The sequence below is a fragment of the Starkeya nomas genome, from assembly GCF_902703545.1.
In the GTDB taxonomy this organism is placed as follows: Bacteria; Pseudomonadota; Alphaproteobacteria; order Rhizobiales; family Xanthobacteraceae; genus Ancylobacter; species Ancylobacter moscoviensis.
The window spans coordinates 4,266,289-4,281,229 of the sequence record NZ_CACSAS010000001.1; the positions used below are offsets into that span (position 1 = coordinate 4,266,289).

Below are 14,941 nucleotides of genomic sequence, written 5' to 3' on the forward strand. Positions count from 1 at the left end.
CGGCTCACCACCACCCCTCTGGGTGGTGACGCCCCGCCACCCGATCTTATATTTCGGACCTGCTCAATTCCAAACGCTTGGGAATCAGACACCACTCTAAAAGCGGAAGCAAGAGAGGCGGGTTTCTCAAATAATCCGACGAGATTTGGCGATGATCGTGGGATATGCACGTGTTTCGACCGACGAGCAGAAACTTGATCTGCAGTTAAGCGCACTGAAAGTTGCGGGATGTCATCAAATATACAAGGATCAAGGCCGGTCCGGCAGCAGCTTTGATAGGGAAGGTTTAGAGGGTGCCTTGAAAAGCCTGAGGCCGGGAGGCACGCTTGTCGTGTGGCGGCTCGACCGGCTCGGACGATCGCTTTCGGCTCTGGTTCAGCTCATCGACCAACTCGGCAAGCGGCAGGTCCATTTTCGGTCTGTCATGGAGAATATCGACACCTCTTCACCAGGCGGTCGGCTTATGTTTCATCTTATGGCGGCATTGGCCGAGTTCGAGCGCGCCCTTATTAGCGAGCGAACACGCGCGGGTCTGAATGAGGCGAAGGCGCAGGGAAAGCTGATCGGTCGTCCGAGAGCCTTGACGGAAGCGGATATTCATCGGGCGCGGCACGACGTTTACAGCGAAGGTCTGACGATGGTCGAGACCGCAAGGCGGCTTGGTGTGTCGGTCCGCACTTTGCAACGCCACTTTTGCCAGACCAGGGACAATGTCGCGGGACCGATCCGCGCCAAAGCGCCCACAACCATCAACCTGGTCCAGAACGGACCACAGCGAAAACAGAGTCCAGTTATGAACGAGGGCAAATAGGGGGGCAACGTCAGGGGCCATCGGCCACAAGCCGATCTCGCTGCAGAACTCCGGCGGCACACCCAGCCCACCCGTTGTGAAGCAGGCCGAAAGCTCTAGCTTCCGACGGTCCAGGGAATGATCTCGGATCAGAGGAGAAAGGGGTCTCAGGTTAATTGCCACCAGGGCCGGACGCGGTCAGCAGCGGATGAAAGCTCGCCCAACCTGTCTAAGCGAAGATGTGGGAGCTGCCCCCCGACTGTTTTCAAGCGACCTCCAGCGGCTTAGGATTTCCCCGAATTGGGGATCCAGGGTAATGACACAATTGAATATGCAGTCGAGCGCAGGTTTCAGGAGCCGGCTCGACGGACCAGCTGAGTTGCGAAAGGCCCACGCAGCCGTCGCCATCGGCAACTTCGTTGAGTGGTTTGACTTTGCAATTTATGGGTATTTCGCAGCAATAATTGGACGCGTGTTCTTTCCTTCTGCTGAGCCAGGTATTTCTTTGCTGTCGTCGCTTGCGGTTTTCGCGGTTGGCTTTGTCTCTCGGCCTCTGGGGGCTCTGATATTTGGGCCGCTCGGTGATCGCTATGGGCGAAAACCTGTCCTGGCTACGACGATTGCCGGGATGGGGTTGGTGACGGCATTGATCGGGCTTCTTCCCGGCTACGCATCAATCGGCATAGCCGCACCGATCCTCCTTATCATCTTGCGTTTTCTGCAGGGCATGATGGTGGGTGGCGAATGGACCAGCGCCGGAATATTCATCGTTGAAAGCGCCCCTCCTGATCATCGAGCGGTTGCGGCCAGTCTGGTGACCTGTACCGCGGGCCTGGCATATGTTGCGGGGACTTCGACTGCCGTCGTTTTGTCGGCAACGCTTTCGGACGATACAATACTCAGTTGGGGTTGGCGTCTGCCATTTTTGTCCTCCGTAGTGTTGGCTGCAATCGGTCTTTATATCCGCCGCGAACTCGATGAAACACCGGTATTCAATGCCATCAAGCTGAAGCGGTCGAATGCAGATTTTAGCCCTGCATCGTTGCGCGACAACGTCCGCGCGCTAACAGTTAGCCTTTCGTTTTCTTCGCTTTTCGGAGTTTCGCTTTACTATTTGCTCGTCTACGCTGCCAACCATCTGTCACAGACGGTCGGTTTGAGTAGAGTGGATGCACTTTGGCCTTGTGCTGTCGCTTTGACTATCTCCGTCGCTGCAAATCCGGTCTTTGGGTATCTCAGTGACGCGTTTGGCCGTCGTCCCCTCGTGCTGGCTTCGGCTGCAGGCTTAAGCCTATTTGGCTATCCGTTATTCCTGATACTGAATACGTCTAACATTTCACTGATACTAATTGCGTTGACCATGCTCGGAATACTTGTAGCGATGGAGGCGGTCATGAATGTGATCCTTCTGGTCGAAGTGTTTCCAGCTTCAATTCGCTCGTCAGGTGCTGCTATCGGCCACAATCTAGCTTTAGCCCTTCTTGCAGGGCCGAGTCCTCTTATCGGTGCAGGTCTTGTATATATGACTGGTGATGCAAATGCGCCGGGGTGGTATCTGGCGCTCATCTCCATCATCTGCTTCTTCGTCTTGTGGTTCCTGCTGCCGGAAACCAGAGGCAAGGATATCGCGAAGGGGTAGACTGCCCGGTTCCGAGCCAAACCATGAGAAAGCCGACATAGCCATTTCCAGGCGATATGATGCCCCCTTGGAGACAAAGCCAAGCTCTGATCTGTGGTTACTTTAGAGAGACGGGCCGGAACAAGATGGGATGGTTGCCATCGAGGAGCTCCCAGAATTTGGGCCAGTGGAGCGCCCGGATGAAACACCGGGTCGGCCGATATCAGAGTTCGGCCTGCTCTGAAATCGTCCGCAATTCACGCTCTTCGGTCCCGTCGGCGTCAGGGCAGAGATGCGCCGACTGCAGACACCCGGTGGCCGCCACGAAGCGGGCATTCAGCTTCGGAAGTTGGATTCCCACCTCACTGGATATCAGCTTCCGGTCGCTCGTATCCGCGGCGAGCTTTCAGCTGCCGCGCAGCCTGTTCGCGCGAAATTCCCGCGGTCCAAGGCCGGTTGCCTTTCGGAAGGCACGCGCAAAGCCGGCGGGAGAGGAGTATCCGAGCTCTGCCGAAATGCGTGTGATCGAGCCGCCAGCGTCCCGCAGCAGTTCGGTCGCCCGCTGGATTCTCATGGTCGTCGTGAGGCTGCGAAAATCCGTGCCGGCGCGTTGAAGCTCCCGCTGCAGCGTGCGAACGCTGGTGTCCATCGATCGCGCGATATCGTCGATCGACACGCTGCCGGTCAGCGCCTGGGTACGGATCTGCTCGATGGTAATGGCGAGCAGGCTTCGTGGCGCGCCATCGGGCCGGTCGCGCGCGACATCCTCGATCGTCATCACCGATCGGGAGCTATGTCCAGCTGCCGCCCTTAGGTGACGCCGCTCGAAGACGATCGCCACCGCGGGGGCATCAAAGATGACCGGGCACTGAAACGCGTCCTCGAAGAGGAAGGCCTGAGCGGGTGTCGCAATGTCGAGTTCGACGCGCCGCGGGCGCCAGCTGCCAGGCAGATAGGCCCTTAAGACGCTCAGCAGCTCGCCGGCGGCCGCGCTCGCGACGGTGGCATATCCTTTGGAGCCGACCAAGGGAGAGGCATAGCTGTAGCATGCCTCGTCGTCGGCTGTCGTGATAGACAAGCTGTCGAACGTGCTGTGATAACAAAGTGCTGCGATGCTGCGTTTGATCGCGTGTCCCAGTGTGTCGGCGCCGAACACGTAGCGTCCGAAGCTTCCATAGCCGGCCGCATTCATGCCAGGGGCGAGCAGCAGCCCGAGGTTGGGCTCGCCGGCCGCCTTCCCCGCCGCATCGGCAAAATCCAGCATCGCCTGCTGCGGAATGAAGCAGTTCCGGCCCTCAATCATCTCGACATCGAAGCCTGCGGCGCGATTGGCCCGCTGAAGAGCCGATTCCCCGATCTCGTCGCGAACGAAGGCCGGCAGGCCCTGCAGGACATGGCTGGAAATCACGGGGATTTTGGCCATGCGATGGGTCCCCTCCGTTATCGGCAACGGTGGCGCAAAATGAGTGGTTTCGATAGCTGCTGCCGCCTAGCGTAGCAACGGGGACCAGTCGGCGCGCGAGGAACACAGAGCCTGGAAAAGGCAGGAATCGCTGATATGAACCCGCTGATAGTTTGGCCTGTGTTGTAAAGACCGCCGTTTGTGTAGACGAGTGAGTTTTGGCGGCTCCAGCCGGAACTGTCTATGGCAGTGATAGGAGCTACGCTCAGATGCGGTCGGCTTGGCCATCGAGCGCTTTTGGAAGTGAGCTCGCGAAAGGGGCACCGACAATGATCCGCTCAACCCTGATCAGTAGCTTTGCCCTGGTTCTCGCGGCAGGCCCTGCTTTCTCCGACGTTTCCGCCGAAACCGTCAGGGCCCTGTCGGCTCCGGCGGCGGTTGACACGCGTGCCGGCAAGCTCGAGTTCCGCGATGGGGTGCCGACGGAGGAGACGGCACAGAAGGTCTACGACACGCTGGACTTCACCCGCGCGCTCAACGTCTACAACAACAGCTTCCGGGGGGCCTCGGCGCTCGCCCTCGTCAAAGGCTTCCAGGAGATCGGCGCGAAGCCCGGCGACGTCGTCATCTTCTCCGAGCTGATGGACTCGGCGTCGCTGTTCCTCACCGCCAATGCCGACACGGTCTACTACATGACCGGCCTCGACCTCAGCAAAGGCCCGGTGGTGATCGAGCAGCCCTCGGGTGGCATCGGCACGATCAACGACATGTGGTTCTCCTGGATCATCGACATCGGCGCGCCGGGGCCGGATCGCGGGCTCGGTGGAAAATATCTGATCGTCGGTCCCGACTATAGGGGGCCGCTGCCCGAGGGGGGCTACTTCGTCGCCCGCTCGAAGACGAATTTCGCGCTCTATGCCTCGCGCGCCAATCTGGTCGGCAACGACCCGAAGCCGGCAGTCGAGAACATCAAGCGCAACATGAAGGTCTACCCATACGAGCCGGGCAGCTTCGGCTCCAGCATCGCCCAGGCCCTCGACGGTTCCGTGCGGATCGCCGGCGAGCCGAAGATCCCCGAGACGACATTCATCGAAGCCACCGGCCGCTCGTTCAATACGATCCCGCCCAGCAACTACGGCTTCTTCGAGCTGATCAATGAGAACGTCCAGAACGAGCCGGCCACCAGCTATGACGTGGAACTGGCCGGCCAGCTCGCCGCCATCGGAATCGTGCACGGCAAGCCGTTCAAGCCGGACGAGCGGATGAAGAAGATCCTGTCCGAGGCTGCCGCGGTCGGGCAGGCGACCGGCCGGGCGCTCAACTGGCGCTATGCGCTGGACCACCCCGAGTGGGCCTATTACGAAGGCTCGCACTGGGGCAACATGCTGTGGGAAGGCGGCGCCTTCTTCGAGACGCCGCCGCCGGTGTTCGAGAAGGGCGTCTTCAAACCCCTGCCGCCGACCGGCGCACGTACGCTCGATTCGCGCACGGCCTTCTACTACGCCTACACGCTGGACTCGCCGGGCATGATCATGCGAATCCCCGGCGTTGGCTCGCAATATCTGATGGGCTTCCTCGATGCCGACGGCACGCCGTTCGACGGCGCGAAGACCTACAGAGTGACCCTGCCGAAGGGCATTCCGGCGGCGGCGTTCTGGTCCTTCACGCTCTACGACAACCAGACGCGCTCGATGCTGCAGACCCCGCAGAAATATCCGCGTGCCGGCAGCCAGAGCTACCCGTCGCCTGCGGCAGAAGCCGCCAGCGACGGCGCGACCACGATCTATTTCGGTCCCATCCAGCCGAAAGATGTCGCGCGCGGCAACTGGATCCAGACCGATCCCAGGAAGGGCTGGTTCACGATCCTGCGCCTCTACAGCCCGCTCCCGTCCTTCTTCGACAAGAGCTGGCGTCCGAGCGAGATCGAAGCGGTCGAATGAACCGGTGCTCCTGCCGTTGCCCAAAGAAGCCGAACGATAGATATGAATCCGAAGGCCTTATGGAGAACTTCTGACGGAGGATGGGGAGCGTGACAGTGGGCAGAAAGCTCAAGCTGTGCCTATTCGCCGGCCTGCTTGTCGGGCTGGCCTATGCCGCATATCGGCCATTGCCTATGCTGGCATCGATACTGCTCACCTCCCGCTGCGATCAGACAGAGTTCGAAGCCCGCGTTAGACGGGATCTGGCCGCTGGTCAGGCATGGGCACCTGGCGAAATGCCGACGGTTGACGAAGAACGTGCCTTGATTGCGCGTTTACAAAAGCAGGCGCGGCAAACCGGCGACTATGCGTCTGCCTGCCGCGCACTGACCGAGTGGGACGATGACCACACCGAACGTGGGAGTCATTGAGCCGATTCCCCATTTCACGCGCCACGATCCGCTGAACTGAGACGCGATCAGCGCCAACGCGGCGTCGACATCCGTCAGCACCTCGATCCCCGGAGCATAGGCAGAACTCCGGCTTTGTAGCCTCAGATGATGCTCAGCAGCGGATTCAATGGTCTCAATCCTCATCTTTAGGATCGATGGAGACATCCTCCACCTCGAAGTCCTCATCCAATTGCACGCGGATCCAACTGTCAGGAAACTGCATCGGGGCTCCAAAGGATAGGAGAGTGGCGTCAGCAAAAACGACCACTGAACGAACGGCCAAATCGTCACGCAGATCCGTGGTCTCGATCACATTTTCGTCTCCGACAGCGCTCTCGATCTCTTCGGCGATGCCATCGATGATCCGCCGCCAGGCTTCGGGGCTCACCTCAAGAATCCGTTCGATGGCAGCAACGAGCGCTCCGGCATCTATTCCCGGCCTGTCTTCCAGTTCAGGGTCCACGTTGACATTGACATGAGCGCCAGCTGCCAAAAGGCGCGCCGTACCGAAGACAAAACCGTCGCCAATCTGCGGACCGAGCACAACTTTGCTGGCAGCGATCGCATCTCGAAGTTGTTCGATCGGTCCCATCGCTACCTGACCCGCGTTGTTTCTGCCGAGTCCTCCGGCAGCAGGCTCCTCTATAAGAGCCGTTGGACGTGGTCGAGTTGTCGATTCGACGCCATCTCTGCATCGGATGAGGTGTGCCCGCCGCCTCTCCATCCGTTGGCCTGTTCCCTGAGATCGGCCATACAAGGATTGGCAGCGCTGGGAGATTTGCGATTCGGCGAAACCATCTCCTGTATAAAGCGACCACAGGGCAATAATTCCGGTAGCCGGCGATCAACCGTGCCATCAACCGAGAGAAAAATGAGATCGTTACTGCTTGCTTTGGTGATGGTGATAACCGGGGTGATCGCTTCCAGCAGCGGAGCCGTCCACGCGCAGCCTGCGGCGCAAGACCCATCCCCGCCAGCCTGCGTCAAGGATGGCAACGTCGACAGTTGCTGGAGCGCCGGCGTCGCGGCCGAAAAGCGGAACGATGCTGCCGCTGCCCTGGCGAATTATGAACGCTCCTGCGCGGCTGGTTTTCAGATGGGCGGCTGTTACGAGGCCGGCAAGATCTATTTCCTAGATCCCGCCCGTCGGAACTACGGCCTCGCAAAGGATCGGATGGCCCTGGTCTGCGACTCCGATGATGCCGGGATAGGCCCCTATGCCTGCAAATATCTGGGCATCATCTATCGCAACGGTCTGACAGCGGAGCCGCAGGTCGATCTGGCGTTCCGACCCCTGTCACGCTCCTGCTTCCTGCATAATGCCGAACCGTTCATCGATGGAAACGGCTGCGAGATCCTGGCCGAAAGCCTCCCCACCGCTGACGACATGGGGCTTTCGGACACGGCATGGCAGCGCGACTATATCGCCTATCTGGCCTACGCGATGGGCTGTACCGACGACATGCCAGCGCTGTGCACCAAAGCGCGTGATAGGTACCGCCGAGCGATCGCGGCATCGGCGAGCTGGCCCGCCCGCTGCGTGGAGCAGCTGGAGCGGAGCCCGTTCCCCGGGACCTGCGACGCCGTGACGGACCCGGGCATGAGCGTCCAGTTCGAGCAGCGGCAGAAGCTGCGCCGCACGCTCGTGCGCATGTTCCGCACTGCCACGGAGAATCCGCCGTCCGACGGATGACGCCGACGCGGCAACCGGAAGCAAACCCGGATTCTTGCAATTGCCACGCGGAGCGGTTTGGCTAAGCCTTGCCGCTCCTGCTCACCGTTCGAGGAGTTGACAGATTAAGAAGGTTCACCATTCAGAAGCGTTCCGGCGGCAGCTTGTCGACGAGGCGCTGAACCGCACGCCCCCAGGCGGATTCCCCGAGCTGGAGAAGCGGCATAGCCTGCGCCCCGGCACGCTCTTCGACTGGGTCGAACAATATAGTCCGCTGCTCGAGCCCGCGCCTTTTTCGGCGTTGCATTTCTGGATCGGCACGACCGCGCTGGATGAAGCGCAGTTCGGAGCATATTTCGACAATGCCGCGAACTATTCGGAGCTCGACGTCGAGGACATCGAAGCCGCCGACCATGACGTTACGGGCTGCGGCTTTTGCCAGGACCTTGGCCAGAAGTTCCTGTACGACGAGGATCTGTTGCTGGTGATCTGGCTGGAAGAGCCGGTCCCGGTCGAGCAGATCGTGGCGATGAGCGCATTGCGGTCGGAAGATTCTGCACAAGCCATCCTCGCCACCTGCGCCGATCGCGGCATTCCCCGGGCCAACGCCATGTTCGTATACGCGGATCCGACGCAGGAGATCCCGAATCCCGCCGGGCTATTCAACGGGCTTCCCTATATCGGGCTCTTTGCCGAGGAGGCCCAGAAGAAGCCGCGGCGATCGTCCTCACGAAAAGGCTGAGCCACCGGCCAGCTTGATTTATCAGATCACGGCTAGCTCGATGTCGAGCGGCTCGCACGCCTTGCCGCCTGCTCTGGCCCGGAGATCGAATTGGCCGAGTTCGCTAGGAGGCTCTTCGGATTGCCGCCATCGCCGAGAAACCCTCGCTATCGGCAAGGCGGCTAGGCGCGCCTGCCGGACTGGCCTCGGCACCGACCGCCGGATGAGCTCCTGGCGACCTTCGCCGTCGTGAAAGGCGGCAAGTCATGATCAACGACACGAACATCGGGGGTGATGTGCAAGTCGACGCTGCCGGGGCCCAGCGGGCGTATTTCCGGGAAATATCACTGACAAGTGGCGCGCATGAGCAGGCCGGCGACGAGACACTCCCGGATGCAATCAGCGACTTGGTGAGCTCACTTGGCGTGTCACCAGGCGCCGCGCCGGAGGCTTCGACCGTGCAGGAGCCGTATGGGAAATGGTTCCGGAGCGCGCCAGAACCAGACCCTTGCTAAGTGCCTGTCTGAACGTCCGGTATGGGGCCGGTGGCAGACTGTCCGCTATTGGGGACCTCAAACGAAAAGCGGACCTATCGCCGATGAGTGACCGAGGCAGAAACTGACCCATTGGGGACTCTCAAAGGGGCCGCCCCATAGATGCTGGGATGAAAATCCAGCGTATCTGCAGCTGACTCCTTTCTGATCTTGAGAGCGGTTGCTTGCCCACAGAGCGCCTTGGCGATGTTGGCCTATCGCATGGTCGGTCGTTCCGGCGGAGTGGTCTTTCCACGTCGCCTAGTGCCCTGCTTCTGAGCGCTTTCCATCACGCGCTTGCTTTCAGTCGCAAAGCTCTGGACGCAGCGGTATGTAAACATCTCCTCGTCAGCCATCCCGAGCGAATAGCGCTCACGCTCCGCCGCCTCTTCGGCCTGGAGGTATCTTATGAAATGGTCAACTCGATCAAGGCGCGTCTTGATGCGGCCGAGGCGGTCAGCTTTTTCGAACTGGGCATACTCCTTATTCGCAGCTTGCACGAGCAGATTGGCTACGCCCTCGTCGAATACTCCGGTATCCACGCACACCAAATCCAAATAAGCGAATATATAGGCCAACTCTCGGTATATATATAGCCCGTATCCAGTAATCTTAAGGCTATCGACCTCGTCCGCATAGTGATCGATTCGATTGTTTGACTCTATGAATCCATGCTTAAGGAGAATATCTACGTTGCTAGTAAAATCTTCAAGCATATTGAATGTTTCAGAAAAATACGCTTTTAGAGCCGCGATTGGTACGTAGGAAGCCACGCCGTTGTCGAAACTCTTCGATAGCTTCCTCAATATCCTCAGTGACGTAAAGTGCGACCCATGCCGAGCGTTGCGCAGCTGGTAAATGTTGGGAATGTCACTGAGCAGTTCGTCATAAAAATACCTCGTGGGGGTCATCACCGGCTTGATCACCTGGTGGATGAGGAAGTTCCACTGACCGGCGCTCAGCATCTCCTCGACGTTCGTGTAGCCCGACAGCAGGAAGCTCCTGAAGAGGTCGAGCGACAAGCGCGTGTCGCCGTGCGCACACGCCGTGAGGAAGCTGTTCAGCGGCGATCGGTCGTTGTTGAACTCCCGACAGACAATACGGAGATACTGGGCACACTCGTCCATGAGTGCGATGTCGCCGGCGTCGTCGATCTCTTGGCGGGTCTTGGGGGATGTCAGGATGTCGGCAGTGTACTCAAGGCGCTTTTTGAACACCTCCGCTGGCTTCGGCGAACTGATGTGGAAGCCGGCGTTCTGGAAGGCATCCAGAAGACCGTGTATCTTAGAATTGTAGAACCGCTCCTCCCGCATCGAGATGAGCGTTACGCATTCCAGCTCGTCGGCGATCTCTTGCGCGGACGAGAAGCAAAAGTCCTGTATCTCGCCGGAATATTGGTCAGTGTTATCCACAACAACGATGATACCGGAGTCTTGAGATTTCCAGTACTCGACGAGGCGCTTCGCACAGTAGGGGAGGTCAACCTTCCACTGTTCGACGAGTTCGTTGAGCTTTGAGTTGTAGTTTTCGGATGCCTTTGCCAAGCCCGCGAGCTGCTGGCGGTTGGCGACCTCGAACCGATCATGGAACAGCTTTTCGAGCAGCACAGCGCGGTCGGCACTCAGGAAGTTCTCGACGTCCAGGCTCCGGACCAGCGTGCTCCAGATTGTCTGCCGGATGACGCTCAGCTCTTCCGGGGTGTGGAGCAGGTCAATTATGGCTATGACCGCATGATCCTTAAGCCACCGAGGCGGGTTGTGGTGCAGCAGCCGCTTAACAAAGGTCGACTTGCCGGCCCCCTTGCCGCCGAAGAGTACGAGCACCTCCCCCTTCCGCCCCTTCTTGATATTCTTGGTCAGCCGCCCGCCCAGCCGCCCCCCCCCTTTCCCGTGTCGTCCAGTTGTTGGACGCCGTAATCGGCGAAATAGGGAGTCAGTGAGTCTTCTATAAGCGTACGCATCCCGTCGAAGCTATGATGGTAATCCCGGTGCGAGACATAGCACCGGTCCATAAACTCCACGTCGTTGTCCCCGATCACCCCGAAGTAGTGGTTCACGATCGGCCGCAGGGTCTTGGCCAGTTTATTCGCGGTAATTGCATGGGAATAGGAGGGAATGCGATCCTTAGCGTAATAGATATTCCGATCTTTCTGCGCGCCACTGGTTAGGAGGGCGGGGAGGGACAGCTTGCTTGTAATCGCGTTGTACGAAAGGGTGTTATAGGCCTTCGTGTATTCGGTCGAGAAGAAAGACATCTCGCGGGCAACGAAGGCGTTTAGGGATTCCCAGCGTTTGCCGCGCTCGAAGGTCTTGAAAAATATCCATTCGCGACCGTTGGTGATGCAGGCGAACTCGCAGCCGATGTCTTGACAGTACCGCCTGGCCTGCCTTGCAGCGTCCGAGATGTTTTTGTCCGAAAGGAGCTTGGAGAGGGAGATGTACGCCGAAAGCTCGCCTGGCTTGAACGCGTGGGGAAGCTCGAAATACACGCCCTCCTTCTTGGCCTCCACCACGATAATCGGGTCGTCGTCTCCCTTTCGCAGGATATAGTCTGCATAGCCTGGGCTAATGTGTTCCTCGAGACTCACGCGGTTTTTCGGCCAAGCCAGAACGTCGTGCAGCACGAAGTCAATTAGCTTGTGCCGCGTATCCGCCTCGTTGAGGTTGCGCCCCCGATATTCGAAGATGAGCGCATTGCAGCGCTGTACAATCTGTTCGCTCACTTGCGCCTGCCCCACCGCATGTTCAGGGGCACTGCTCACGCCCTCTGGTTAAGCAAGTGAAGCGGTCCGATCGGCCTGTGGCAAGTCCCCTCCGCCGCTCGACGTAAACTTCTGCTGTTGGCGCAACGCATTTACGATGTAGAGCGGGTGACGGCTTTGCTGTAGTAGCCAGATCTCTCTGCGAATTGGCTTCGAACGCTGTCCAAGCCCGACAGCCCCAGTCACCGCCCTCTTCGCGACGCCGCAGCCGATCCGCCTTGGCCTGAATTGCCGTGATGGCCCCTACGCCACCCCTGAAACCATTCCGGGATTGAAATGGCGCACGACGCCCTTGTCTTCGCGGCCTCCGATAAACGAGAAAGGAAGTTCCGGCTGCACAGGCAACGTCGGGGTCGCCCGTGGCCGCCGCCCCGCGAACGCCACTGACGGCAGGTGTTCCAACGGGGGCAACATCGGGCGCTTGCCTGCGAACCAATCCTCGATTGAGACGATCTGAAGCTTTGGAATGTCGGCATGCACCACATCCGCAAGCCCGACTGAAGCCGCTTCTCGGGCCATTTCACGGGTCGGGTGGAAGAGGGTGATGAATAAGCCCATTTGGGCACGCTCCCGCTCAAGTACTCTCGCGAACGCGCGCACGTCGTTTGGGCCTGTGTGGCCGCCTTTCACCGAGGTGAGCATACGCCCCCAGGGGCGTCCAGGGCCGTTCGGGAAGAACAGTTCCCCGTCGATGCCTCGATCCGCTCCCTTCTTTTGCTCACGCAGAGCGTGCGGGTTGAACAGGTAGTTGGCCCACCATTGGAACTGGTACTTGTCCCGCTCGGCCAATTTTACCGCCGAGGCAAAATCACGAGGCATCCCCTCTATCCGGTATAGCGGCGCGCCGCCATCCCGCTTAGCCAAGCGGTTTTCAATGACCTTGATGGCGTGAACCGCAATATCTATCCCAATCCACTGGCGGCCCGCGTTCTCGGCTGCCTCAATGGTAGTCCCGCAGCCGCAGAACGGGTCCAGAACTACGGCACCCGGCAACGTCGATGCGCGAATGATGCGATCAAGCAGCGACAAGGGCTTTTGCGTAGGATAGCCAATTCGTTCTTTGGCTTGAGAGTTCAGCGGAAAAATATCAGTGATGACATCTTGCACCGGTTGTCCCGGAGGTCGGTAGAGCTTGAATTCCGGAACACCCTGGCTGCCGTCCCGCTTCTGAGGGAAGCGGATGAAACCATGCTCATAAAGTAGATCGAGCTGCGCATGTAAGTCACTCGGCAAGGGGATGCCTTGTTCGGCCAATACCTCCAGTGCTTTCTTGGGGACCGCCCAGTGGCGTCCCGCCAGAGTTGGATGATATCCCTGCCAGGGCCGTCCGGAGGCGCCCGTGCGAACACCTGGTCCCGTTAGAACGACAAGCCGGTATGATCCGCGATCGTCCTTGAAACGATATTTGCCGGAAATGTAGCTCTCATCAAGAGCTTGGACGGGTCGCGTCCAGACGTAATCGGCGGAGGCGCTGTAGAACAAGATCGTGTCGTGGACCGGTCCCCAGCGGGACGCGCCTCCGTGAGCCGCTGTCCGCTTCCAAACAATCTCGTTCTGAAAGTGCGCACCTCCAAAAATCGCGTCCATTACGATCTTCAGGTAGTGGCTGGCCGTGGGATCGCAGTGGAGATATATCGAGCCATTAGGTTTGAGCTTGGTCTTCAACTGCACAAGGCGCGCGGCCATCATGACTAGGTAGGCCATCATGTCGCTTTCGTGGAACGTGGCGCGCAGGGCATCGATGATATTGGCTGCCGCGCCACCGGTTCGCATTACGGCGGCATATGAAAATTCGGCTTCAACACCCCACGCCCAAGTGTCCCTAAATGCCTCTACCTGTGCCGAAGAGATATTCTCGCGGGGGCTCGTGAACAGCACATTGTAGTGAGCCTGACTATTAAACGGCGGGTCGAGGTAAATGAGATCCACACTTCGATCTTCGACATACTCTTGGAGCACGTCGAGGTTGTCCCCGAAATATAATCGATTCACGGCTTCGTCCCCGAGCGGTCGTCTTGTCCACAGCCTGTGGATAATCTCGGGTTGCAGTTAAGTGCGACTCAACAAAGGTGGTTATTGGCTCGTTAGCCAATCCCTTGGAGCGTAGACGAGTTTAGGCTTGGTAGGATCCGGAATTGCGGCACTCTTCTGAACGTCCAAATTCTGGACCGGACCCAACGTCCGTTCTTGGCGCTCCATGACCTGTGATGCGGTAAGCAGCAACGTCTGCTTTCAGGAAACCGCAAGTCCGATCGCTACGGCCGAGATCGCGGCGCAAAGCGGACGTCGCTGAAAGGGAAGTTGAGGGGCTGCTATGGGTCGAGAGTGGCAGCGCCACCCTGGCCGCAAGACCGTAGCGCCAAGCAACTAGTCGAGCGTCAAACCAAGTCGACTTCCCATACCGGACGCCAATTGGTGTTTCGGCAGTCTTGCCCAGCGAGTTCACGCTTCGAACCGGCGGTGCGCTTTTTTCTCGCGAAACCGGACTGCATCGCCGGCCGCGAGAGAATACCCATGAGGGCCTCACCTGGGCGGCACTTTCCAGGACGAAATCTGGCGGCATGGAGAAGGCCGCGAGTCGGAAAAGTGCCGGACTTTCCGGCAGTTATCGCGGCATGCCGGAAGTAAAAAATATAATGATATCAATTGCTTAACTGGCTGGCGGAGTGCCTAGTCGGTTGCGAACCCGTCTCGGCGTGTTTCTCCTGTTATGCGCGTCGAAATTGGCCGCATTATCCGAAATCCGGCCTGTCAGCGGGTTATTTCTGGAAGGATGGCAGTAGTTTGAGCGGGTCAGCCAAAGCGCCGATTGTCAGTGTGAACAGGATAGTAACAGGACCATAATAGGTGGTTCTGCGCCTGTTGTTGGTGTCAGGCCCTAGGCAAAGATGCAGCGGGCGCCCATCAGAAAGCTATTGGCTAGCTCACCCTCGGGTGGGGAAATGCTCCATAACCGTACTTGTAGAAGAACGCGAATCAAGTCAACCTGGAGACCTTCCTGAGCGTACACCTTGCAACGCTCATAGGCAGCAGAATCCGTCGGGTCATCGATCCGAGTGGGGACAGCAGCGGA

11 protein-coding genes are annotated in these 14,941 nt (G+C 59.0%); 6 read left to right on the forward strand and 5 right to left on the reverse strand.

Features of this window, described 5'->3' with window-relative positions; all coding sequences use genetic code 11:
• Positions 1 to 151 precede the first annotated feature (151 nt).
• Together STARVERO_RS20210 and STARVERO_RS20215 are read left to right on the forward strand one after the other, a co-directional pair.
• The gene (locus tag STARVERO_RS20210) at positions 152 to 811 is read left to right on the forward strand and encodes a recombinase family protein (protein WP_159601108.1); all 660 of its coding nucleotides are present in this window, start codon (positions 152 to 154) and stop codon (positions 809 to 811) included.
• A 295-nt stretch (positions 812 to 1,106) separates the two neighbouring features.
• A complete protein-coding gene (locus tag STARVERO_RS20215) occupies positions 1,107 to 2,429 on the forward strand; it encodes an MFS transporter (protein WP_159601110.1) in 1,323 nt (440 codons plus the stop codon).
• 385 nt (positions 2,430 to 2,814) lie between these two features.
• Here STARVERO_RS20215 and STARVERO_RS20220 read toward each other — a convergent pair whose 3' ends face one another.
• Positions 2,815 to 3,831 (reverse strand): AraC family transcriptional regulator, encoded by a 1,017-nt coding sequence (locus STARVERO_RS20220; protein WP_159601112.1) that lies wholly within the window; start codon positions 3,829 to 3,831, stop codon positions 2,815 to 2,817.
• Positions 3,832 to 4,139: 308 nt separating this feature from the next.
• Between STARVERO_RS20220 and STARVERO_RS20225 the strand changes: the two genes are divergently transcribed.
• Together STARVERO_RS20225 and STARVERO_RS20230 are read left to right on the forward strand one after the other, a co-directional pair.
• A complete protein-coding gene (locus STARVERO_RS20225; protein ID WP_159601114.1) occupies positions 4,140 to 5,750 on the forward strand; it encodes a DUF1254 domain-containing protein in 1,611 nt (536 codons plus the stop codon).
• 95 nt (positions 5,751 to 5,845) lie between these two features.
• Positions 5,846 to 6,160: a hypothetical protein gene (locus STARVERO_RS20230; RefSeq protein WP_159601116.1), complete on the forward strand. Its 315-nt coding sequence runs from the start codon at positions 5,846 to 5,848 to the stop codon at positions 6,158 to 6,160.
• A gap of 154 nt (positions 6,161 to 6,314) precedes the next feature.
• Here STARVERO_RS20230 and STARVERO_RS20235 read toward each other — a convergent pair whose 3' ends face one another.
• Positions 6,315 to 6,773 (reverse strand): cytochrome C5, encoded by a 459-nt coding sequence (locus STARVERO_RS20235; RefSeq protein ID WP_159601118.1) that lies wholly within the window; start codon positions 6,771 to 6,773, stop codon positions 6,315 to 6,317.
• Between the two features lie 279 nt (positions 6,774 to 7,052).
• Here STARVERO_RS20235 and STARVERO_RS20240 point away from each other — a divergent pair, with 279 nt between their 5' ends.
• Positions 7,053 to 7,874: an SEL1-like repeat protein gene (locus STARVERO_RS20240; protein WP_159601120.1), complete on the forward strand. Its 822-nt coding sequence runs from the start codon at positions 7,053 to 7,055 to the stop codon at positions 7,872 to 7,874.
• 280 nt (positions 7,875 to 8,154) lie between these two features.
• Positions 8,155 to 8,595, forward strand: coding sequence for an immunity 22 family protein (locus STARVERO_RS20245; protein WP_200837872.1), 441 nt, complete (start codon positions 8,155 to 8,157; stop codon positions 8,593 to 8,595).
• 727 nt (positions 8,596 to 9,322) lie between these two features.
• Here STARVERO_RS20245 and STARVERO_RS20250 read toward each other — a convergent pair.
• The 3 genes from STARVERO_RS20250 to STARVERO_RS20260 form a co-directional block, all read right to left on the reverse strand.
• The gene (locus tag STARVERO_RS20250; protein WP_159601122.1) at positions 9,323 to 10,930 is read right to left on the reverse strand and encodes a hypothetical protein; all 1,608 of its coding nucleotides are present in this window, start codon (positions 10,928 to 10,930) and stop codon (positions 9,323 to 9,325) included.
• 32 nt (positions 10,931 to 10,962) lie between these two features.
• Entirely contained in the window at positions 10,963 to 11,829 is an 867-nt protein-coding gene (locus STARVERO_RS20255; RefSeq protein ID WP_159601124.1) for a type I restriction endonuclease, read from the reverse strand.
• Between the two features lie 282 nt (positions 11,830 to 12,111).
• On the reverse strand, positions 12,112 to 13,827 hold the full coding sequence (locus STARVERO_RS20260) for a DNA methyltransferase (RefSeq protein WP_244616842.1): 1,716 nt from the start codon (positions 13,825 to 13,827) through the stop codon (positions 12,112 to 12,114).
• Between the last annotated feature and the right edge of the window lie 1,114 nt (positions 13,828 to 14,941).

Bases quoted from the DNA above. Each gene is read 5' to 3' on its own strand.
- STARVERO_RS20225 (WP_159601114.1), top strand. From the start codon at position 4,140: ATGATCCGCTCAACCCTGATCAGTAGCTTTGCCCTGGTTCTCGCGGCA.
- STARVERO_RS20220 (WP_159601112.1), bottom strand. From the start codon at position 3,831: ATGGCCAAAATCCCCGTGATTTCCAGCCATGTCCTGCAGGGCCTGCCG.
- STARVERO_RS20210 (WP_159601108.1), top strand. From the start codon at position 152: ATGATCGTGGGATATGCACGTGTTTCGACCGACGAGCAGAAACTTGAT.
- STARVERO_RS20240 (WP_159601120.1), top strand. From the start codon at position 7,053: ATGAGATCGTTACTGCTTGCTTTGGTGATGGTGATAACCGGGGTGATC.
- STARVERO_RS20235 (WP_159601118.1), bottom strand. From the start codon at position 6,773: ATGGGACCGATCGAACAACTTCGAGATGCGATCGCTGCCAGCAAAGTT.
- STARVERO_RS20215 (WP_159601110.1), top strand. From the start codon at position 1,107: ATGACACAATTGAATATGCAGTCGAGCGCAGGTTTCAGGAGCCGGCTC.